Origin of the sequence: Glaciecola sp. SC05 (assembly GCF_041380235.1) — a bacterium.
Classification (GTDB): domain Bacteria; phylum Pseudomonadota; class Gammaproteobacteria; order Enterobacterales; family Alteromonadaceae; genus Glaciecola.
This window is the reverse complement of the sequence record NZ_JBGIYY010000006.1, coordinates 95,364-118,663: the sequence shown is the minus strand read 5'-3', so window position 1 is coordinate 118,663 and position 23,300 is coordinate 95,364. Positions and strand designations below refer to the sequence as shown.

The following is a 23,300-nucleotide window of genomic DNA, read 5'->3' as shown; positions in this document are numbered from 1 at the left end:
TCATGAAAATTCTCAGTAAAAATGTGTATGTCGGCCCTAATGTATACGCAAACTTCCCCGTTATATGCTACCAAATTGATATAGGTGAGCTCGAAAACTGGCCGTCGGTCAAACTTGGCCAAGCATTTATAGATGGTTTGGTGAATGCTATTCCTTCTTTACAAAAACACGGTTGCTCGTATGGCGAGGAGGGCGGATTTTTGCGTCGCCTACGCGAAGACGAAGGCACTTGGATTGGACACATTTGGGAACACGTTGCCTTAGAATTACAAAATATGGCTGGCTCAGCTGTTACCTTCGGCCGCACCCGCAGCTTAGAAGATAAGGGTTGTTACTACGTAGTGTATCAATACCATCAGCGCGATGTAGGGCTTGAAGCCGGGTCTCTGGGCTTAAGACTGCTTACACATTTAATGCCTGCTAATGTGCAGGAATTAAGCGGTGCGAAAGTAGAAGAGGATTTCGATTTTACGCAAGAGCTAACCGACTTTATTAAGATGGCGCAGCGCAAGGAGTTTGGACCAAGTACTGCTTCTTTAGTTGCAGCTGCTGAAGATCGGGATATTCCCTGGTTACGTCTCAATAACTACAGCTTGGTACAGTTTGGCCATGGCAAATATCAGCAACGTATTCAAGCGACCATTACCAGTGAAACAAAGCATATCGCCGTTGAGATATCCTGCGATAAGGAAGACACCCACAATTTGCTAAATGATTTAGGCCTTCCCGTGCCGCAGCAGGCGATGGTATATAGTGACCGTCAAGCGGTGCGCTCTGCTCAGCGAATCGGTTTTCCAGTAGTATTAAAGCCACTCAATGCCAATCATGGGCGAGGCGTGAGCATCAACCTCACAACTGACGAAGAAGTGGCGACTGCTTTTGCAGAGGCCCAAAAGCATGGCACGAGCCGAGCTGTGTTGGTCGAAAGTTTTATCACCGGTTATGATCACCGCATGCTAGTGGTCAATAATGAACTTGTGGCGGTTGCTAAACGAGTGCCAGGTCATGTTGTCGGCGATGGAATACACAGCATTAAACAGTTAGTAGATATTGTTAACCAAGACCCGCGCAGAGGCGTTGGCCATGAAAAAGTGCTGACCCGACTAGAGCTAGATACTCAGGCCCAAAGGCTAATGGAAGAGGCCGAGTATACAAAAGATACCGTGCTTGAAAAAGACCAAGTGTTTTACCTGCGCTCTACTGCAAACCTTTCTACCGGCGGCACGGCGATTGATGTTACAGACATTGTGCATCCAGATAACCGCGAAATGGCGGTGCGTGCTATTCGTGCGATTGGCCTAGACATTGGTGGCGTTGACTTTTTAACTGACGATATCAGTAAGTCGTATAAAGAAATAGGCGGTGGCATATGTGAATGTAATGCTGCCCCCGGATTTAGAATGCATGTCGCGCCAAGCGAGGGTAAGTCGCGAGATGTCGCCGGCAAGGTTATGGATATGCTGTTTCCTGCTGGTAGTCACGCTCGTATACCGGTTGCTGGCATTACCGGTACAAACGGTAAAACCACCACATCAAGAATGCTTGCAAGCATTATGAAAAGCGCCGGCTTTAATACCGGCATGACCTCTACCGACGGTGTGTATATTGACGGCCACTTAACCGTGAAAGGCGATATGACCGGGCCTACATCAGCACAAATTGTACTCAGAGACCCCAGCGTTGATTTTGCCATTATGGAAACAGCCCGAGGCGGTATCGTAAAACGCGGGCTTGGCTACAGCAGTTGTAATGTTGGTGCTTGTTTGAATATCTCTGCTGACCATTTAGGCCAGCGCGGCATTAATACCTTAGAGCAACTGGCACAAATCAAACGAGTCGTTGTAGAGGTTGCTAAAGACTGCGTCGTGCTCAATGCAGATGACGTAAACTGTCTGCAAATGGCCGAATTCTGCGAAGCCAAACAAATTTGTTACGTCACCATGGACCCAGGTCACGGCTTAGTGCGTGAGCACATTCGCAAGGGCGGCATGGCGGTGGTGCTTGAGCAAGGCATTAACGGCGACATGATCACCATTTACGACAAAGGTGCGCATATCCCCTTGCTTTGGACCCATTTAATACCCGCTACCATAGAAGGTAAAGCGACGCACAATGTTCAAAACGCGATGTTCGCGACTGCTATGGCGTATAGTTTTCATACCTCTTTAGAAGATATTCGTCAGGGCCTACGAATATTTAATACTTCTTTTTATCAAGCACCAGGGCGTCTTAATATATTTGACGAACATCCATTTAAGGTGATTCTAGATTACGCGCATAACCCAGCTGCGATTAGCAATATTGCTAGCTTAGCTAGCAGGCTAGACGTAAAAGGTAAGCGCAGAATTGTTATGGCAATGCCCGGCGACCGAAGAGACGAAGATGTCATTGAAGCGGCCAGTATCGTGGCTCCCAACTTTGATTCATTCGTGTGTAAAGCGGATGATGACAGACGCGGGCGCGGCCATGATGAAATCCCAATGCTGTTGAAAAAGACTCTTGAGTCAAAAGGAATTTCTGCTGACAGTATACAGGTCATTCCAAGTGAGAAAGACGCCGTTGAAGCCGGTTTAGCGAGTTGCGCGCCAGGCGATCTTTTAATCATTCTAGGAGACAACATCACTCGCTGCTGGAAACAAATTGTGCACTTTAATGCTGTGACTGAAGAGGGTGCAGATGCGGTAGATTCTACCCCCTCACACGATTTTCCAGAGAAACTTTATGAGCCAGTGGAGCATAAATTTGAGCTGGGTGAAGGGCAACGTATTGTTCATGACGAACGTGGTGTGCACATTGTAGTTGAGCGTGACGAAGAGTCAGACTAGCGCCAATTGAAGGATAGAGTATGGCGTTTGAATTAGATGAAGTAAGGCGACTCACGGGGCCCAATTTATTATCAGATGAGCCCGGTGCTATTGCCGATGTGTTATTTACCGAAGTAGAAGCAAGCAGGGTATTAGAATGTTGGTTACGACACCTCGCTGAGTGTCGAACAGCAATTAATTGGCAGCATGGTCAGCAAAGCTATTACCGATTTTATGACGGTGGGCTAAGCGTTTCTATTTCTGCCCCAATGGACTTGCTCTATAGCGCGTGCGAATTGCTGGAATTAGCATGGGATTTGTGCGTGCAGGAGCTTGCTAGCAAGGCACAAGAGCGTGCAGAACTAATCGATTTACCGGCACGAATTGAAGCCCTTAAGCAGGCGATAGCCGAAGAGCAGCATCCGGCGCTGTTAGCACTTATGCATCAAGCCGAGGTTCACAACGTGCTATGTTTAACTGATGACGACGAAATCAGCCTCGGCACGGGCCCAAGCTCGCAAACATGGCCGGTAACAGAGTTACCTGATATTGATAGCATTGCGTGGTCTGACTATAAAGAAGTTCCACTTGCGCTGATCACCGGCACCAACGGCAAGTCTACCAGCGTGCGTTTAGCCGCCGAAATCGCCAAAGCCGCTGGTATCAATGCCGGTGTAACCTCTACCGACTTTATTAAAGTGGGTGACACCATTATCGACGAGGGCGATTACTCTGGACCAGGTGGTGCCCGAATGTTGCTCAGAGATAAACGCACTGAAATGGCATTTCTAGAGGTCGCACGGGGCGGACTATTACGCAGGGGCTTACCCGTTAAACAAGCTCGCGCAGCGCTTGTAACCAATGTTGCGAGTGACCACTTAGGGCAATATGGCATTAATACTGTTGATGACATCGCCAATGTAAAAACCATGGTAGGTAAAGCCATAGGTCCTTTGCGCAGTAACGATTATTTATCAGCACAAACGATTGCCATGCAGAGCGCTGCGGATAAAAAGCGGATATTGGTATTAAATGCAGACGATAAGCGCTTAGCGGCTCAGGCTACGCTTTTGAATATGCCTATTTGCTGGTTCAGTACCGATGCAAATCATCCTTTAATATTGCAGGCTATTGCTAAAAAGTTGCCCTGTGTTTTTGCACTCAATGGCGAGCTGATTTATAGCGACGACAAACAAAGTAGCATTGCTCAGATCACAGATATTCCAATGACAATTAATGGTACGGCCATGCACAATGTGCAAAATGCGCTGGGCGTAATTGGTTTATGCAAGGCCATGAATATCGATGAAGCTGCCATAAAGGCCGGACTTTTAAGCTTTGCCAGCAGCGCCAAGGACAACCCCGGTAGAGGCAATCTGTATGAGGTAAATGGCGTAACGGTGATTGTTGATTTTGCGCATAACAGCCACAGTATGCAGGCAGTCATTGACATGGCTTCAAAGATGCCGGCAAAACATAAGCTCGTGATGTTTAGTCATGGCGGAGACCGCTCAGATCAAGATATCAAGGATGTTACCGATGCGGTTAGAGCCCTCGACCCAGCAACCTATGTGCTCGCTGAGCTTGAACGCTACTTAAGAGGCAGAGCAGTTGGCGAGATATCGACGCTCGTTCAAAAGCATCTGCTTGAAAATGGCGTAACGTCAAATAAGATCCTACTTGCAGATGACCCTCTCGACGGCGCTAAGAAGATAATGTCGCACGCAAAAAGCGGAGATTTAGTGCTTCTTTTTGTATTGAATGACCGCGAAAATGTGCAAGACTATCTATTATCGTTGACTTGAAAGGCAATTGATTAGAAAAGGGCAGCTTACATCGCTGCCCTTTTAGTATGTTAGATTACCAGCGATTATTCAAATTTAGCTTTGATATTTAATAGAACATCCATAGGGCGGTGTAAGTTTCTTTTCTACTTCGCCACCGCTTAGCAATGAACTCATTCCCATATCAACATAGTTATCAGCTTTCGGAATATCCGCAGGGTTGGCCGATTTAATGCTGTCTATACCGCCGGCATATTTAAGCTCACCAGCAGGGTCAATAATGTACATATGAGGAGTTGTTTTAGCCGAATATTGCTTACCGACTACGCCACTCGTATCAAATAATACGTGGGTGGGCACTGCGTTGCGGCTGGTGGTAAGCTCGTTTGCCTCATCGGCGCTGACGTAGCCTTGCTTTCCTTCTGCTGAGGAGATGATTGACAGCCATACTACGTCCTGCTCTGTATATTTGCGCTGAAGCATTTGCATGTTGTCACTGTCATAATGCTTTTTCACGTAAGGGCACAAATGGTTAGTCCACTCGAGGATCACATACTGACCTTGAAAATCACTAAGCGATACGCTTTCACCCATACTGTTTGTCAGCGTAAAACCAGGTGCTGGTGCATCTACTTCGACCTTTGCAGAGACGCTGGCAGCGAGGGTGAACGCTAATACGCCCACTAAAGTTTTGAAAGATTGTTTCATTGACGTACGAATTGACATATTACAGATCCTCTTTTGCTTGTTTAATTGCATTTATAACAGTGTTAGGTGTCAGTATTTGCGGCAACACCTGTTTGTTTTTGTTGCCTGCATAAATCACATATAGTGGTACGCCGGCGCGTTCGTATTGGCTTAAATATTGTAAAATTTCGTCGTTTTTATTGGTCCAGTCACCTACCATATAGTTCACATTGTTTTGTTTGAGCGCCGCACGGACTTCGTCGCTCGAAAATGCAACCTGCTCATTGACCTTACAGGTAATACACCAATCGGCGGTCATATTGACCACTACAACTTGATTGTCATCTCGCAATTGCTTGAGCGTGTTTTGATTAAATTCAACAAAAGGCAATGCACTATTGGCACTTGCCGCTCCATTAGATACAGCAAGGGTGCCAGTGACACTCAGCCAGATTGGCAAAGCGATGCTTGCTAGCACGCCAGCACTGTTGACGGTTTTACCAAGGCCGCTGCTTGAGCGTCCGAGTAACCATATGAACATACAAAACAGGATCAGAGCGAGTAACAATGCAAATTGTGCCTGCGCACCCATTTGGCCTGCAAACACCCAACATAGCCAAGCAACTGTGGCAAACATCGGAAACGCCAATGCATGCTTAAAGGTCTCCATCCACGGCCCAGGCTTTGGTAAGTAGCTCATTGCTTTTTTGGATAAAAACAGCAAAGTTAGCGGCAGAGCAAAGCCAATCGCTAGCGCATTAAATAGTACAAACGTTATATAGGGCTCGCTCACTAAAGCAACACCTAATGCGGCAGCCATAAACGGTGCTGTGCAAGGTGATGCCACTATAACGGCTAAGGTGCCGGTGGCAAAGTGAGCGCCGGGGCTATCGCCAGACACTAGACTAGAGCCGACATTAGACAGCCGTGAACTTACCGCCAGTGCATCTAAAAGTACCAACGCAATTAGCGTAAACAAAAATGCTAGTACAACAACAACAGCCGGCTCCTGCATATGAAATCCCCAGCCAACCTGTTGACCGCTCTGTTGCAAGATCACGATGATGGCTGCAAAGAGGTTAAAGCAGAACAGTACCCCAAATAAATAGGCGAGTTTATGGCTTAAGCCCTGTTGCGTGCTGTGCAAAGCCATAGCCTTAATCGATAAAATAGGTAGCACACATGGCATCAGGTTGAGTATCAGGCCACCGGCAAAGGCCATTAGCATAAACACTAGCACTTGGCTGGCAGAAAGCGCCGATGCCTCAGCTTCATCAGAGGCAGCGCCAGCGTTTATCACGCCATTTACGTAAAAACCTTGCTTGCCATCGCTCATTAACCAACCAAGGCTTTGTGCTTTGCCATTAAAGTAATCAGAGCGCGGCACGATGATACGCGTGGCGTCCTCGCTATAAATGAGGTTTTGGGTTGAGGCGTGATTGACCAAGTCACTTCTAAAAGGAAACAGTTTCCATTGTTGCTCGCTAAGCCCATTGACTTCAAACACCACCGCATTGTCGGTGATTTCAAACAGGCCTGATTTTATTTGTGAGCTGGGTAATAGGGTTTTTGTCTTCTCAAAAAGTTCGCTGTGCACGGAAGGCTCGCTGCTCTGAGCAACGGGAAGGTGCATACTTAGGGTTGCCCATCCGGGTATGCAGTCTTCTTTGCATACGAGCCAAGAGACGTCCGCAGTTATCTTTAGCTCTTGCTTATCGTTGAGCATTGACCGGTCAATTACTTCGGGAATATCTACCTCGACCATCAGCAGGTTGGCACCTTCGTAACCATAGTTGACGAGATGCGCTATCGGAATCGCTTTGGGCAAAGGCCACTGAATATCGCCAAAACTGAGGGCTTGCTCAACTTGCCATTTGATTGTGGGCGCCTCTCCCGAATCACCGGGGTTGCGCCAGTAGGTATGCCACTGCGCTTCTGGCATAAACAATACGCCGAGCTCAATATTTTCTCCCGGCACTAAGGTCGTTTTACTATGTAGCAAAAATACTTCGATATGCGGGCCAGTTGCATACTGCTGAGCGGCAAAACTAGAGAGGTCAGGGCGCTCTAGCGACTCTGTTGCGTGAGCAGATACGCTAGTAAATGCACTCAGCAATGCAAACAAAAGGCTAAGCATTAACAAGCTCGATATCGCTGCGCTGAGTTTGAAAAAACGGGTAGATAACATCATTTATTCCATAGAACATGTTTTGGATATTTTTCGTCAATAGTGCGAATATAAATGTATCCAAAATTAAGTAAATCTAGTTACGGAAATTATGACCATAAAGTGCACAAGTACGCTACTGCTTTTGATGCTTGTAAATGCTTCGAGCTTATATGCGACTGATCCTGATATTGAAGTTGGCGAGCAAGCAATCAAACTATCTGATTGGCAGTGGCAGTATCGTGTGCTTATCATTAATATCGAAGACCTACAAAGTACTGATGACTTGCTCGATGCATTAAGTGATAACAGTCAAATGATAAAAGAACGCAAGTTAAAGGTACTCTTGCTAAAAGGGCTTGAGCTTGTTGAAGCCCCTACAACGGGGGATGCTTTAATAGAAAGAACCTCGCTTAATGCAAAAGCAATTCAGCAAGGCTTAGCAGGAAAAACCAGCGTCTTGATTGGTCTTGACGGTGGCCTAAAGTCTTTTTATGACTGGCCAACAGCGAATCAATCAATCAATTTAAGGCAAGTGTTTGCTGATATTGATGGAATGCCTATGCGTCAGCAGCAGCTAAGACGAAATCAGCGTTGAGTAAAGTCACCTCAATGTTTGTGGATGAAAGAGAGAAATCGCAACAAAGCATATAAGCCTAATTGGTAATATGATATGACATAAATGGTTTGACAAAAATATGCATTGTTGGTGTTATGAGTTTGTTGATTGAACAAGCATAAATTTTAGGCAAGACCTTGAGAGAAATAATGGCACATTCAATTTTGAGTAGTACCACGCTAGCGTTTAAATGACTGCTTAAAGCAAGCTTAAAGAGTTGATTGACACCAAACAATTTACAGTTACATATTCACAGCTAATTACAAGACCTTTTTAAAAAGGCAAGTACCCAACGACTGAACATGAGTGAGCTCACATATTAATGTGAGTCAGATAAATAGTGCCTTAAATCAAGGAATAAATATGAGCATACTCGTATTCACAAAAGAGGGTAACGCCCTTGAAAAACGCTGCGCGCTATTGCCTGAAAACGCCAAAGCGTATAAGCGATTAGGGGCCACTGTATTGGTCCAGTCTGGTCTAGGTGAGAGTGTCGGTATTGCCGACCAAGAGTATATCGAAGCAGGAGCTGAGATTTTTAACAATCGCAAAGACGCCCTCACAAAGGCCGACGCGGTGCTTTCTGTCGACGCCTTGTCATTTGAAGATTTTAACCTTACTCCACAAACTGCTCTGAGCGTCAGTTTTTTTGACCCATTCAATCACCAAGCGCATCTTAATCAGGTGCAATCAAGCGGTCGTTCGATGATCGCCATGGAGATGGTGCCGCGAATTAGCCGCTGTCAAAAAATGGATGCATTGAGCTCTCAAGCCAGTTTAGCAGGTTACGTGATGGTGCTAAATGCCATGTCGAATCTAAATAAAACACTGCCAATGATGATGACGCCCGCCGGCACCTTAAAGCCCGCGAAGGTGTTTATTATCGGTGCTGGTGTGGCAGGACTTCAGGCAATCGCTACCGCTAAGCGCATGGGCGCAAGCGTTATTGCTTACGATACCCGTGAAGAAGTGGCGCAGCAGGTGCAGTCCTTAGGCGCCAAGTTTTTACAGATAGATTTAGGTAAAACCGAGTCTACCGCCCAGGGTTATGCAAAAGCGCTCACCCCAGAACAGCTCTTAAAGCAGCAAGAAGCTCAAGCACAGTGTATTGCAGACTCCGATATCGTGATCACCACCGCGCAACTGTTTGGCCGCAAACCTCCGGTGCTAATTACTAACGAAGTGATTAATCGCATGAAGCCAGGGTCAGTTATCGTCGACATGGCGGCGCAAGATGGCGGAAACGTGGAGGCCTCTGTCGCGGGCGAAATTATCGACTTTCATGGGGTTAAAGTGATTGGCACAGGCAATTGGGCCAGTCAAGTTGCGCTCGATGCCAGCCAAATGTACGGGAATAACCTCCAAGCCTTGATTCAAGACATGTGGGATGCAGAAACGCAATCTTTAGTGATTGATGATGCAGACGAAGTTCTAAACTCAGCCTTGCTTACCCATAAAGGCAATCTTGTTAACCCCATTGTAAAAGCTCACTATGCTAAGGAGAGCGCATAATGTCGTTTATTTATTTGACCATGATTTTGGTGCTCGCCATATTTTTAGGGTTTGAGCTTATCCGTAAAGTACCCGCCACCCTGCACACCCCGCTAATGTCAGGCGCAAACGCTGTTTCGGGCATCACGGTAGTGGGCGCCATCGTATTTGCTGGCGGTGAATCAAATACCCTGTCGCAGATACTCGGTGCGTTTGCTGTATTCCTTGCCACCATCAATGTAGTGGGCGGTTACGTGGTTACCGATCGGATGCTAGGGATGTTCAAAGGCAAAGGAGAGCGCAATGCAAAATGAATTGATCATCAACAGTGTTTACATTGTTAGCGCTGCGCTATTTATTTTTGGATTAAAACTGCTTAGCCATCCTAGCACCGCTCGTAAGGGTAATTTGCTGTCTGCCCTAGGCATGCTGTTAGCCATTTGTATTACCTTAATTGACCAAAACATCATAGGCTACGAATGGATTGCATTGTCATTAGGCTTAGGTGCTGTGGTTGGTTTGATTATTGCAAAAAAAGTCCAGTTAACCTCTATGCCTGAAATGGTTTCTCTGCTCAATGGGGTAGGTGGTCTAGCCAGTTTAGTGGTGTCTTTGGTGATGCTGATGTCGGGCGCTCTGCCCGCGTATATTGTGATCATCTTACTTATTGCCATAGCCATTGGCGGCGTGACCTTCACCGGTAGTTTAGTGGCATGGTCAAAACTCAGCGGCAAAATGAGCATACTGATCAAAAGCAAAGCGATGGTATTTAAAGGCCAAGCGTTTGCCAATTCAATATTGCTGCTATGTATAATAGGCCTTGCCGCTGCCGCGGTAATCATGCCTCAAGAATATGTGTATGCCTTTATCTTTGTTGGCTTGTGTTTAGTGTTGGGCGTGATGCTAGTGCTGCCGATTGGTGGTGCGGATATGCCGGTCGTCATTTCGTTACTGAATAGTTACTCAGGTCTAGCAGCTTGCGCAGCAGGTATTGCGATGAGTAATAATTTGTTGATTGTTGCCGGTGCCTTAGTAGGTGCTAGCGGCATCATTCTCACCAGCATCATGTGTAAAGCGATGAATCGCTCGCTCAGTAATGTGTTGTTTTCTGGGTTTCAAGCGGTTTCAGGTGAAACCATCAAGATTGAAGGCGAGATAAAGGCGATATCTTGCGAAGATGCATACTATACCCTTGAAGCTTCGCAGTCGGTGCTCGTGATCCCCGGATACGGTATGGCAGTGGCGCAGGCACAGCATGCAATGAAGGAGCTACAGAGCTTATTAGAGGCTAATGGAGCCGAAGTGGTTTATGGTATCCACCCAGTAGCTGGGCGCATGCCGGGACATATGAACGTGTTATTAGCCGAGGCCGATGTTCCTTACGAACTGCTGCTAGAGATGGATGAAGTTAATCCTCGCATGGAGAACTATGACGTAGCAATTGTGATTGGCGCAAACGATGTGGTAAATCCGGCGGCGCGAGAAATGAAAGGTAGCCCTATTTATGGCATGCCAATTATTAACGCAGACTTAGCTAAAAATGTGTTTATTATGAAGCGCTCAATGGCATCCGGCTTTGCAGGTATCGACAACCCGCTGTTTTTTAAAGACAATGCGCGAATGATTTTTGGCGATGCGAAAGAGTCTTTGAACAACATTATTCGACAGTTTGCAGATTAGGGAATGTGTTTGTACATTCAGCATTATTTTTGACTATAGATTGTCGGCTATACATTGTTGCCACATATTAGGGTATCTTTTAACGAAGGTGTTAGGTCAGACTATTGCTAGCTGATCTGACACTTGTAAAAAGGGATATCGTCAACTATGATCTGCGGTGTTACGACATAAAGCTTAATGTTTGGTGTAAATCATGTTTAGTGAGCTAAATTTAGTGCGCTGCTTAAATGCAATGCAATCTAAATTGGAGGCAATCTAAAACACAAAGTAGGTTAAATGCGAAGTAAATCAATTCAAATCGTATTGTTACTGTTACTGCTGTTTTCACAAGTAGCAGACGCCTTTGCCTGTCAATCTATGTCATGCATGGAAAAGACGGATGCGATAATGCTTGCTGATGATTTACCAATGAACGCTCACGCTGGGCACGCTATGAGTAGCGAAAGTATGAGTGATGACCAATCTGCCATGTGTGAATGTTGCCAGCAGCAGTGTAGCTGTCCCCCTAGTATTATTACGGTTGGGATAATAACCGACAATCCACTCGTAAAATCGCTAGCCTTGCTCAGCTTTCAGCAGGCAGAACTGACAACAAGTGTTGCCTCGGCAATACTCAATCATCCGCAGCGCCCACCCAAACCTCTATCTCTTTAGCAGCCTAGATCTGCTCAAAAATTAAGACGTCTGCACATTTTGCAGGCCTTATTGACGTTGTATTGCTTTTAGCAATGCGCGATAGAGATAAATATCATGACTTGTTTTAAACACACCGCCTTAGCCATAAGTTTAGCGTTTGTATTAATTATATCTGTAGCATCGCATGCGAAAGGCGAAGATACCAATAGCCATCTATTGACCCTTGAAAGGGCCATATCGCTCGCCATCCATAACGACCCTTGGCTGCAAAAAAGTGAGTTTCAAGAGAGAGCCGCACTTGCCCGAAGCGTTGCGCTATCGTCAATGCCGGATCCTGTGATGTCAGTCGGTATCGCGAATCTGCCCACCGATGGCTATGATTTTAATCAAGAGCCTATGACTCAGCTTAAGGCCGGTATCTCGCAAATGTTCCCGCGGGGTGACACGCTTAGATTTCAGCGTCAGCAGCAGCTTGAGATGTCTCAGCAACAGCCGTTTATGCGCCAAAATCGCCAGGCTAATGTGGCGGTGACTGCAGCGCTTTTGTGGCTTGATGCGTATCGAGCCAAAGCCAGCATGCGCTTAATTGAAAATGACCGAGCGCTTTTTGAGCAGCTTGGCGATATAGCCGAGACTAATTACGCTTCCGGTTTAGGCAATACGCGTCAGCAAGATCTTTTGCAGGCCGAATTGGAGTTGGTGCGCATTGAAGACAGATTGCTGATGCTCAGTGCACAAGAGGCGCAAGCCATCGAAAAGCTCAGTGAATGGATTGCCATCGAAGAAGGCGTTAAAAGAGATGACGCTGCGAAGTATTCTGGATCTCATAAGCTCGGCAGTGCACAAGTGTTTGAACTTCCCGAGGCCTTGCCCGACTTGGTGCCTAATAGTCTTGCGCTTATGTTGCAACAGCATGCGAATTTTAACGCAAATGTTAACCCGCATGACTTTCAAGGTTTAAGTCGTCTCATCGTAAGCGGTGATCAACAGCAGTTGGCCGAGATGCTGACAATGCACCCGATGATCCAATCCATTCAACAAAAAATTTCAGCCGGGCAGACCGGCATCGAATTGGCGAAACAAAAATATAAACCCCAGTGGGGCGTAAACGCCAGCTACGCTTATCGTGATGATGACCCCATGGATCGCAGTCGAGCAGACTTTTTGTCGGTAGGTTTTAGTGTTGACCTGCCTTTATTTACCGAAAATAGGCAAGACCAAGAGCTATCTTCTGCCGTCAATGAAGCCGAAGCAATCAAAACAGAAAAGCGCTTGACTATACGCAATATGATGTCGAGTTTGCGCGCGGTATATGCAAGCTATCAACGCCTGTTAGCGCGCCAGAATTTATACGAAGAACGGTTTATTACGCAAACCCAGCAGCAGGCAGAAGCCACGCTCACCGCTTATACCAACGACGAAGGCGACTTTGCTGAAGTGGCGCGCGCTCGCATCGCTGTGCTAAATGCTCAACTAGACGCTTTAAACATCGAAGTAGAACTGCTCAAAACCAAAATGCAAATGGGCTACTTTTTTGTGCAGGCGCAATCGATCCAATCATCTAGACAAGACGCTTTGCAAGAGTCGTCTGTTCAATCAACATCAGGAGCCCAATAATGGCCCAGTCATCAATCAAAAAAGTTCTTTTGGGTACCGCAATCGGTGTGACGTTGGGTGTTGGCGTAACGCTGACCTACACCGCCTTCAATCATGGCTCACATAGCAGTTTGCATGGGAATGGCTCACTAAATGCCGCAAAGGATGCAAACGAACCCCTTTACTGGGTGGCACCCATGGACCCAAATTTTAGACGAGATGCGCCCGGTAAATCGCCCATGGGCATGGATTTAGTGCCGGTATACGCTAATCAAAATAACGATGATTCGCCCGGCACCGTGACGATTTCAGCCAATATTGAAAATAATCTAGGCGTGAAAACCACCATGGCAAGGTTAATGGTGCTCGACAGCATGATCCACACTGTGGGTATCGTGCGTTACAACGAAGATACTTTGGTGCACATTCACCCGCGCGTAGAGGGCTGGATAGAACAACTATTTGTAAAAGCTACCGGCGATTATGTGGAAAAAGGCGCACCTTTGTATTCGCTATATTCACCAGAACTAGTCAACGCTCAGGAAGAATACTTGCTCGCCCTGCAGCGTTCTAATAGTAATCTTATTCGAGCAGCTAAATCGCGTTTGACTGCGCTACAAGTGCCGGAATCTGCCATTACGCGTCTAAGCGAAACACGCAGCGTACAGCAAAACCTGACCTTCACCGCGCCGCAAACGGGTTTTGTCGATAACCTGAATGTTCGCCAAGGCTTTTTTGTGCAGCCTAGTAATACTTTGATGTCTATTGGTGCTTTAGACGAGGTGTGGGTCGATGTGGATATTTTTGCAAGAGACGCCGCGCAATTGGCGCTTGAGCAGACAGTTGATATGCGGGTGGATTATGCGCCGGGCCAGCAGTGGCAGGGCAATATTGACTATATCTACCCTAGCTTAGACAGCAGTACACGCACCGTGAAAGCAAGAGTTCGCTTTGATAATCCTGACTATCAGCTCAAGCCTAACATGTACGCCAGTGTGAGTATTCACAGCAATCAAGACAAGGATGCGATTGTGCCCCAGCGTCACCTTGTGGTGCCGTCACAAGCGGTGATCCGCACCGGCCGTCAAAACCGTGTAGTGTTAGCCAAGGGCGAGGGGAAATTTAAGTCCATAGAAGTCAGCCTTGGGCGCATTGAAGGGGATTATATAGAGATTCTTTCGGGGCTAAGAGCAGGCGACAAAGTTGTAACATCTGCGCAGTTTCTGCTGGATTCTGAAAGCAGTATTAATTCTGACTTTATGCGTATGTTGCCCCCTGCCGAGATGCCAGTAACGGTTTGGACTGAGGCGCAAGTCAATAGCATCATGCTAAGTGAACGCAAGCTGAACTTAAGTCATGGTGAACTCAGCGCATGGAATATGGGCGCGATGACCATGGACTTTATGGTTGCCGAGGCAGTCGACATGACTAGTTTGACCGAAGGCATGAATATTCATGTGGAAATTACTCGCTTACCCACGGGCATGTATCAGGTCAATACCGTGCATATTATGAAAGGTGATCATGCAGATGGCCATGAACATGGTGCCCACGAGTCGATGCTAATGGATATGTCGGCTGATGAGCATATGCACCATATGCAGATGAATGATGATGAGATGATGGAAAATATGCAAATGGACAATATGCAAAAGAATGACATGCAAATGGACCAAGCAATGCAAAAGCCAGCGCATAAGCATCACAAGGGAGCATCTGATTTATGATAGGCGCGATTATTCGTTGGTCGGTTTATAATCGATTTTTTGTGCTGCTGGCCACCATCATCATTATTGGCGGCGGCTTATTTACGCTTAAAAATACGCCGGTAGATGCAATACCTGATTTGTCAGATGTGCAGGTGATTGTAAAAACCAGCTATCCGGGTCAGGCGCCTCAGGTGGTGCAAGATCAGGTAACCTATCCGTTAACGACTGCTTTACTGTCGGTACCCGGTGCAAAAACCGTTCGAGGATTTTCGTTTTTTGGTGACTCGTATGTGTATATCATTTTTGATGACAGTACCGACATCTACTGGGCTCGAAGCCGCGTGCTCGAATACTTATCACAAGTGGCACCAACGCTGCCCGAAGCGGCCAAACCCCAACTAGGGCCAGATGCAACGGGAGTGGGCTGGATTTATTTGTATGCATTGGTCGATAGAAGCGGGCAGCATGACTTGAGCGAATTGCGCAGCCTACAAGACTGGTTTTTAAAGTACGAACTGCAAACCGTAGCAGGGGTGTCTGAAGTGGCCAGCGCAGGCGGCATGGTTAAACAATATCAAGTGCAGGTAGACCCCAATAAACTGCGAGCACACAGCATTCCCCTATCGCATATTCAGATGGCCATTAGCCGCGGTAATCAAGAGGTGGGAGCTTCGGTGATTGAAATGGCCGAAGCCGAATACATGGTGCGGGCAACCGGCTATATTCAAAGTAAGCAAGATATCGAAAATATTCCCATCGGAATGAACAGTCAGGGCACACCTCTGTTTATCAAAGACCTCGCTAAGGTTGAGCTTGGTCCGCAAATGCGTCGAGGCGTGGTGGAATTAAATGGCGAGGGTGAAACCGTAGGTGGTATCGTGGTGATGCGCTTTGGTGAAAACGCCCAAAAAACCATCAATGGCGTGAAGGCTAAGCTCGAGCAACTGCAAAAAGGTTTGCCTGAGGGAGTCGAGATTGTCACGGTCTACGACCGCTCGGCCTTAATCGAACGTGCCGTAGACAATCTGACTTGGAAATTAGTGGCTGAATTTGTCGTCGTGATATTGGTGTGTATCGCATTTTTGTTTCACATGCGCTCATCGATGGTGGCCATCATCAGTTTGCCGGTGGGCATTTTAGTAGCGTTTATTATCATGTACATGCAGGGCATCAACGCGAATATTATGTCGCTGGGCGGAATCGCCATAGCAATTGGGGCGATGATCGACGGCGCCATCGTGATGGTAGAGAACATGCACAAACATATCGAACAAACGCCGCTAACCAAAGAAAACCGTTGGCAAGTGGTAATTGACTCGGCTACTGAAGTAGGCCCAGCGCTGTTTTTTAGCCTGCTAATAATAACTGTGAGTTTTGTGCCGGTGTTTACGCTAGAGGCGCAGGAGGGCCGCATGTTTTCGCCCTTAGCCTATACCAAAACATATGCTATGGCGGCCGCCGCGGCCTTAGCGATTACTTTGGTGCCGGTGCTGATGGGCTACTTTGTTAGAGGCAAAATACTTCCCGAAAACAAAAATACGGTGAATCGGGTACTCTCAGCAATCTATGCGCCCTGTTTAAAGCTGGTGTTGAACTTCCCAAAGTCCGCGATTTTCGCATCGGTTTTGATACTCATCATTGGCGTTTGGCCCGTGAGCAAAATTGGCAGTGAATTTATCCCATCTTTAGATGAAGGGGATTTGATGTATATGCCCACTACCTATGCGGGTGTTTCGGTGGGCAAAGCCAGAGAGCTGCTGCAGCAAACCAATAAGCTGATCAAAACCCTGCCCGAAGTCCAAACCGTGTTTGGCAAAGTAGGGCGAGCTGAAACCGCGACTGACCCAGCGCCATTGACCATGATTGAAACCTTTATTCAATTAAGACCAAAGTCTCAATGGCGTGCAGGCATGACCACCGACAAGTTGATTACCGAACTAAACACGTTGGTGGATTTACCCGGGGTAACCAACGCTTGGGTGATGCCCATCAAAACGCGCATCGACATGCTAGCCACAGGTATTAAAACGCCTGTGGGAATAAAGATTGGCGGCCCTGATCTGGAAATTATTCAACAGATTGGTCAACAGCTAGAGACCATATTGGGTAAGGTTGAAGGCACCGCATCGGTTTACTCAGAGCGCGTAGCCGGTGGACGCTATATCAATATTGACATCGACCGAATTCAGGCGGCTCGATACGGACTTAACATTGCCGACGTGCAGCAAATTGTCTCCGGTGCGGTGGGCGGCATGAATGTGGGGCAAAGCGTTGAAGGCTTAGAGCGCTACCCTATTAATGTGCGCTATCCACAGGCCTACCGAGATTCGCCAGAAGCCTTAAACAATATGCCTATTGTAACGCCCAGCGGCGCACATATTGCTTTAGGCGATGTCGCGAACATTGTTATTGAACAAGGCCCTGCAGGCATCAAAAGTGAAAATGCACGACCAAATGGTTGGGTGTTTATTGATATCGAAAATATTGATATTGGGCACTATGTTGCCACGGCTCAACAGGCGGTGAGTGAGCAGTTAGTGTTGCCAGCGGGTTATGCAATTAATTGGTCGGGGCAGTATGAGTATATGACCCGTGCTAAAGATAAACTGACTTATGTGCTGCCGCTGACTTTAGCGATCATCATTGTACTGCTGTATCTCAACTTTAGAAATTTAGCCGAGGTCAGCATCATCATTGGTACGCTGCCATTTGCCATGGTGGGGGGCATTTGGCTGCTGTATTTGGAAGGTTTTAACTTTTCAGTAGCGGTGGGTGTCGGCTTTATTGCGCTTGCTGGCGTAGCGGTAGAAATTGGCGTGATCATGTTGGTTTATCTAAATCAAGCCTATCAAAAGATGCTGACACGATGTGATAACGAAAAGCAAAGCCCGAGCCTTACTCTGCTAAAAGCAGCGGTACAAGAAGGCGCAGGCATGCGCATGCGCCCGGTGATGATGACATCAGCCTCGATCATTTTAGGCTTGTTGCCAGTGCTGTACGGCACTGGAACGGGCTCGGAAGTGATGAGCCGGATTGCGGCACCGATGGTGGGCGGCATGATCAGCGCGTTGATACTTACTTTATTAGTATTGCCAGCCATTTATCTTATATGGCGAAAGCAGCACATCAAATAAAACTTTGGAAAAATAAGCCCTCGCTGTTAAATGTATCCATTGCGAATCGGTCTGCTAGCGGACCGGTTCGTCTATATTTATTTATTATTTCATAAGTTTTATAGTCCGCTCGACTCAAAGAAAATAATTTTTGGCCGATAAATCTAACAGCATCTAAATCAATAGACTATAGAAGTACCTTTGCTTCCTAAGTGCAATATTACAACAAGACCATAGCATTACTCGCTGCAACGGTTTGATTAAACTAACTTTTGGAAATATATGTGCTAGACATAAACACAATCGACATGATGTGGTTGCTTTTTTGCAGTTGCTTGTTACTGCTCATGCAAGCTGGTTTTATGTGCTTAGAATCAGGGCTAGTCCGAAGTAAGAATAGCTCGAACGTAGTTATGAAGAACCTTGTCGACCTAACCATCGCCTTTTTGTTTTATGGCTTATTTGGTTTTGGCTTGATGTTTTATAGCACCAATAGCTTCATAGGCAGCTTTCACCCAGTATTCAATGGGCTTGATCATAAAATAGTCGTCTTTTTTCTATTCCAAGCGATGTTTTGTGCAACCGCAATTACCCTAGTGTCAGGCGCCGTTGCAGAACGGATGTCTTTTTTAGGTTATATCGCTATTTCTATTGTGGTCAGCGGTTTTATATACCCTATTGTGGGAAATTGGATTTGGGGAGGCCACATTATTCACGAGTCCAGCACCGGTTGGCTAGCAAAGCTTGGATTTTACGATTATGCAGGCGCCACCGTTGTTCATTCGGTTGCAGGCTGGGTAGCGCTAGCAGCAATGCTCATCATTGGTCCAAGAATTGGTCGGTTTGGCGAAGGTGGAGGTCCAATCAACACCTCCTCGATTACCCTAAGTGCAATCGGCACATTATTAATTTGGGTTGGCTGGTTAGGGTTTAATGGCGGCAGTTTATTGCGTTTTGATGCATCAGTGGCGACCATCATTTTAAATACTCTTTTAGGCGGAACATCCGGGATGTTTTCGGCTATATTACTGACTTATTGTTTGTATCGAAAAGCATTGGTGATCCCCTTGATCAATGGCGGCCTTGTTGGATTGGTCACAATCACGGGTTCCGCAAATATTTTACTTCCTTATCAAGCCATTATTTTTGGGATGCTGGCTGGACCGATAGTTATTCCGATTAATGCATTACTAAACAAATATAAAATAGACGATGTTATCGGCGTGGTACCCGTGCATCTAGCAGGCGGTATTTTCGCAACTATTGCGGCAGGGTTTGTCGTTCCTTTAGCTGATGAACAAAGTAGACTAGGCGCAATTTCGGTGCAGTTTATTGGTGTTGTTGCTGTGGCTTTGTTTACCTTTGGCGCCAGCTATTTGGTGATGTTAATCATTAACAAAATAGTGAGTCTGCGGGTATCTGCAGAAGACGAAATTATGGGTTTGAATATCTCAGAGCATAATTTATTAGCCACAAATGCAGATATGATTTCCCAGCTTTCTGAAAATATAAAAACAGGTGATGTACTGAGTAAAATTGCGGTTGATACGAGCTCTGAATCCTTTGAGGTAGCCAAAAGGTACAACGAAATAGTGGATATGTTTGATGGACTTAATTCCACAAAACAAGAAGCTCTTGAAAATGCGGTATATCATGCTAGTCATGATTCGCTTACTAGCTTGTTGAATCGCTATGCGCTCAACAAAGCACTCGAAAAAGAACATATCTTAGCAAAACAGTTTGATGAGGCTTGCTGTATCGCGTTGATTGACATTGATAGGTTCAAATCTGTAAACGATACATATGGCCATGATGTTGGCGACAAAGCAATTCAGCATGTAGCGTCTATTTTAAGTCGACGTGCATCCTTAAGTGACATTGTTGCTCGCGCTGGTGGTGAAGAGTTTTGTATTATTATGCCGAAAACAACATTAGAAGAGGGCGCATCTAGAATAGAAAAACTGCGTAAACAGCTTGAGTTACTCCCACTTGTAGGCGAGGACTATCATATCCAGATGACCATCAGCGCAGGTGTTGCATTGATGGATGCTAGCTCTACAACTGGCCACACTATGAAATATGCTGACAACGCCTTGTATGCAGCAAAAGAAGCTGGGCGCAATAGAATCGTAGTGCATACTGAAAATTCTCAAAGTAGTCGTCCAAGGTAACAAAAGTGAGTCGTTAGTCTTCAAACACACAGTTCTTGGCGTACTCTTTAGCTTCATTAATACTCCAATCTGCTTTTGATTTTTCTTCCATATACTCACACCATACTTTGGTGCCGGTGAGCACTGAGCAGCCGTTTAAAGAAATAATTAAGAGGCATGTTGCAAAGACTTTAGCCTTTGTTGAGCTGATAAAATGTGTTGGATATTTCATGGTCACTGCCTTACTAGTTCTGCTTTTAAATATTTGAATAGTTCACGAGATGCAGCCGGCGGTTTGTTCTCTTTTGCTTCTTTAGCTGCGGTGCGCACTAACTGCCGCAATTTTTGTCTATCAAGCTGAGGGTGTTTTTCCATCACTGCCTGCACGCCGTCGTTACCCTCGCGAATCATTTCATCACGAGCTTTTTCAAGCTCATGGAAGATTTTTACGGTATGAGTGTGGTCATTGCGTAGTTTGTCTAAAGCCAGTTTAATGGGCGCTACATCGCGCTGGCGCAGGAGCTTGCCAATGAGCTGTATTTGGCGTCTAAAGCCTTCTTTTTTGCGGTTGATTTTTGCAGCCACTTCTAAAGCGTGCTTGAGCTCGTCGTCTAGAGGTGTTTTTTGAAGCTCACCCTTAGTTAAACCCACGAGTTCGAGGCCTAGCTTTTTGAGTTCTTCAGAAGCGAGTTTAAGCTGCGTTTTGCTTGAAAATTCTTCTGAGCCGTAGTGCTCACCTTTGTCTTCAGAATCAAAAGGGTCAGAATCAAATACGTCGTTATTCATAGGGCGTTTTTTTATATCAATAGTGCTAGACTGGGCGCAATTGTAACAGGGCTGCATTTGAAAACATAATGTTCAGCGCTGTCTTAACATAAGTATTATTTTTAACCGCCATTAATAGTGAAGTGGAGTCTATGCAGGTAGAGCAACAGTTAAGCGAAATTCAAAACATTGTCGAAGAAACCCTTACCCTCGCAAAAAAATTAGGCGCAACTGCGGCTGAAGCAAGTATGTCAAAAGTGCAGGGGATCTCAGTTACTTCGCGCATGCAAGAAGTCGAAACCATCGAGTTTACTAATGATGGCGGTTTGGGAGTATGCGTGTTTGTTGGCAATAAAAAAGGTAATGCATCTACTGCTGACTTAAGCCCTCAGGCCTTGAAATTGACGGTAGAGAAGGCCATTGAAATTGCTAAATATACCAGCGAAGATAAGTGCTCCGGTGTTGCCGATGCTGAAATGATAGCCACCGATATTCCTGACTTAGACTTATATCACCCGCAGGAGCTTGACGCGGAGTTTGCCCTTGCGCAAGCTCTTGAAGCCGAAAAGGCAGGCCTTGAAACAGATTCTCGCATTGTGAATTCGGATGGCGGCAGCTACAACGCAAATTTGGGTGTGCGAGTATATGGTAATACTAACGGCATCAACGCCGGTTATCCTAGCAGCCGATACAGCTTAAGCTGCGTGCTGATTGCCCAGCAAGATGAAGACATGCAGCGTGATTATGCTTACACCGTATCGAGAGAAGCTGACAAGCTAGAGACTCCCGAGTGGGTAGGCAAGCAAGCTGGTTTACAAACGGTTTCTCGACTTGGCGCGCGTAAAATCGACACGGCTAAAGTGCCGGTAATTTTTCATCGCGACATCGCTTCTAGTGTATTTGGACATTTTATTGGTGCGGTAAGTGGTGGCAGCCTATATCGCAAGTCATCGTTCTTACTCGACTCAGTTAATACGCAAATTTTTCCAAGCTGGCTGAGCATTCAAGAACGGCCTCACTTGCTGCGGGGGCTGGCTAGCAGTCCTTTTGATAATGAAGGGGTTCGCACGGTAGATACCGACATTATTAGTGACGGCATATTGCAGCATTACCTGCTGAGCAGCTACTCTGCCCGCAAGTTAGGTTTACAAACTAACGGTCATGCCGGTGGTATTCACAACTGCATTGTTACCGATACTGGTCACTCTGATGAGAATTTACTCCGTGAAATGGGCACTGGCTTATTAGTGACCGAACTCATGGGACAAGGCGTCAATATTGTCAATGGCGACTACAGCAGAGGAGCCGCGGGTTTTTGGGTTGAAAATGGCGTGATCCAATACCCGGTGCATGAAATTACTATCGCGGGTAATTTGAAAGACATGCTCATGAACATTGCTGCGATTGGCAAGCAAAGAGAAGTAAGAGGCGCCTTGCAAACGGGCTCAGTATTAATTAGCGAAATGCAAATAGCAGGTAACTAAGAATCGAATGCTTGTCGCGCGCGGACGAGTGCTCAATTTATCAAAATCGCTAGGCATCGCAGAAGGCAGCTTGTGCACACTAAAAGGTAAATTGCTAGCGACTGCTGCCGCAACCTGTCTTATCGAGTATATTTACGGGGTAAATTGATCGACAAACTAACAAGTGTCTTAACTAACTGATTCAGATCAAATTACTCAACACCAATTGTTGGCATAGTGTAGTTAACCAAGGCGTTTTTAGTTACCGTTTTTTATAGCTAATTATTCAGGCCTCCGGTTGTTTCCTTTTCACTATCTACCCATTGAGGTGAAGCACTATGTCATTAGAAAAACACAGTTTGTTAAAAGAGTTTCCAGATCATCATCACACCATTCGTCATTTAAAAATGCACGATGCCCATTTTGCTAAGTTGTTTGATCAATATCATGAAATTGATCATGAAGTATTTAGCATTGAACGGGGTGATAAAGCAACGTCGGATAATTATTTAGAAGAACAAAAGGTGAAACGCGTACATCTAAAAGACACCTTGTTTGATTTAGTAAAAAAAGAAGAAGCCGCGCAGTAACCATGCAATGATGCCAATAAAATAAAGACACAAAAAAAGCGCAGTT

General features: G+C 46.0%; 17 protein-coding genes. 13 read left to right on the top strand and 4 right to left on the bottom strand.

The features are described 5' to 3' along the window. Nucleotides 1-2 precede the first annotated feature (2 nt). The gene (cphA, locus tag AB9H30_RS07350; RefSeq protein ID WP_371194005.1) at nt 3-2,825 is read left to right on the top strand and encodes a cyanophycin synthetase; all 2,823 of its coding nucleotides are present in this window, start codon (nt 3-5) and stop codon (nt 2,823-2,825) included. 20 nt (nt 2,826-2,845) lie between these two features. After that, entirely contained in the window at nt 2,846-4,609 is a 1,764-nt protein-coding gene (locus tag AB9H30_RS07345) for a Mur ligase family protein (RefSeq protein ID WP_371194004.1), read from the top strand. Nucleotides 4,610-4,684: 75 nt separating this feature from the next. Here AB9H30_RS07345 and AB9H30_RS07340 read toward each other — a convergent pair whose 3' ends face one another. Together AB9H30_RS07340 and AB9H30_RS07335 are read right to left on the bottom strand one after the other, a co-directional pair. Beyond that, nucleotides 4,685-5,314, bottom strand: coding sequence for a redoxin domain-containing protein (locus tag AB9H30_RS07340; RefSeq protein WP_371194003.1), 630 nt, complete (start codon nt 5,312-5,314; stop codon nt 4,685-4,687). A 1-nt stretch (nt 5,315) separates the two neighbouring features. Then, entirely contained in the window at nt 5,316-7,466 is a 2,151-nt protein-coding gene (locus AB9H30_RS07335; RefSeq protein WP_371194002.1) for a protein-disulfide reductase DsbD family protein, read from the bottom strand. 88 nt (nt 7,467-7,554) lie between these two features. On the opposite strand from AB9H30_RS07335, the gene AB9H30_RS07330 reads away from it, so the two are divergent. The 9 genes from AB9H30_RS07330 to AB9H30_RS07290 all read left to right on the top strand — a co-directional run bounded on the left by AB9H30_RS07330 (nt 7,555) and on the right by AB9H30_RS07290 (nt 20,457). Then, on the top strand, nt 7,555-8,040 hold the full coding sequence (locus AB9H30_RS07330) for a DUF4174 domain-containing protein (protein ID WP_371194001.1): 486 nt from the start codon (nt 7,555-7,557) through the stop codon (nt 8,038-8,040). A 384-nt stretch (nt 8,041-8,424) separates the two neighbouring features. After that, the gene (locus AB9H30_RS07325; RefSeq protein ID WP_371194000.1) at nt 8,425-9,573 is read left to right on the top strand and encodes an NAD(P) transhydrogenase subunit alpha; all 1,149 of its coding nucleotides are present in this window, start codon (nt 8,425-8,427) and stop codon (nt 9,571-9,573) included. After that, nucleotides 9,573-9,866, top strand: coding sequence for an NAD(P) transhydrogenase subunit alpha (locus AB9H30_RS07320; protein ID WP_371193999.1), 294 nt, complete (start codon nt 9,573-9,575; stop codon nt 9,864-9,866). Before AB9H30_RS07325 ends, AB9H30_RS07320 begins: the two co-directional genes overlap by 1 nt. Continuing rightward, entirely contained in the window at nt 9,856-11,232 is a 1,377-nt protein-coding gene (locus AB9H30_RS07315) for an NAD(P)(+) transhydrogenase (Re/Si-specific) subunit beta (protein WP_371193998.1), read from the top strand. Before AB9H30_RS07320 ends, AB9H30_RS07315 begins: the two co-directional genes overlap by 11 nt. 276 nt (nt 11,233-11,508) lie before the next feature. Continuing rightward, on the top strand, nt 11,509-11,886 hold the full coding sequence (locus AB9H30_RS07310; RefSeq protein WP_371193997.1) for a DUF3619 family protein: 378 nt from the start codon (nt 11,509-11,511) through the stop codon (nt 11,884-11,886). A gap of 96 nt (nt 11,887-11,982) precedes the next feature. Further along, complete coding sequence (locus AB9H30_RS07305) at nt 11,983-13,485, top strand: TolC family protein (RefSeq protein WP_371193996.1); 1,503 nt, start codon at nt 11,983-11,985, stop codon at nt 13,483-13,485. Then, nucleotides 13,485-15,191 carry an efflux RND transporter periplasmic adaptor subunit gene (locus tag AB9H30_RS07300; protein ID WP_371193995.1) on the top strand — a complete coding sequence of 569 codons (1,707 nt, stop codon included), beginning with the start codon at nt 13,485-13,487 and terminating at the stop codon, nt 15,189-15,191. The genes AB9H30_RS07305 and AB9H30_RS07300 overlap by 1 nt, the downstream gene beginning before the upstream one ends. Continuing rightward, entirely contained in the window at nt 15,188-18,307 is a 3,120-nt protein-coding gene (locus AB9H30_RS07295) for an efflux RND transporter permease subunit (RefSeq protein WP_371193994.1), read from the top strand. The genes AB9H30_RS07300 and AB9H30_RS07295 overlap by 4 nt, the downstream gene beginning before the upstream one ends. A 287-nt stretch (nt 18,308-18,594) precedes the next feature. Then, on the top strand, nt 18,595-20,457 hold the full coding sequence (locus AB9H30_RS07290) for a diguanylate cyclase (RefSeq protein ID WP_371194083.1): 1,863 nt from the start codon (nt 18,595-18,597) through the stop codon (nt 20,455-20,457). A 13-nt stretch (nt 20,458-20,470) separates the two neighbouring features. Here the strand turns inward: AB9H30_RS07290 and AB9H30_RS07285 are convergent, their stop codons facing one another. Both AB9H30_RS07285 and yjgA read right to left on the bottom strand, forming a co-directional pair. Next, complete coding sequence (locus tag AB9H30_RS07285) at nt 20,471-20,668, bottom strand: DUF3012 domain-containing protein (RefSeq protein WP_371193993.1); 198 nt, start codon at nt 20,666-20,668, stop codon at nt 20,471-20,473. Between the two features lie 2 nt (nt 20,669-20,670). Next, the gene (gene yjgA, locus AB9H30_RS07280) at nt 20,671-21,222 is read right to left on the bottom strand and encodes a ribosome biogenesis factor YjgA (protein ID WP_371193992.1); all 552 of its coding nucleotides are present in this window, start codon (nt 21,220-21,222) and stop codon (nt 20,671-20,673) included. A gap of 131 nt (nt 21,223-21,353) precedes the next feature. Here yjgA and pmbA point away from each other — a divergent pair, with 131 nt between their 5' ends. Together pmbA and AB9H30_RS07270 are read left to right on the top strand one after the other, a co-directional pair. Further along, entirely contained in the window at nt 21,354-22,685 is a 1,332-nt protein-coding gene (gene pmbA / locus AB9H30_RS07275; protein WP_371193991.1) for a metalloprotease PmbA, read from the top strand. Nucleotides 22,686-23,002: 317 nt separating this feature from the next. Next, nucleotides 23,003-23,254 (top strand): YdcH family protein, encoded by a 252-nt coding sequence (locus tag AB9H30_RS07270; protein WP_371193990.1) that lies wholly within the window; start codon nt 23,003-23,005, stop codon nt 23,252-23,254. Nucleotides 23,255-23,300: the final 46 nt, after the last annotated feature.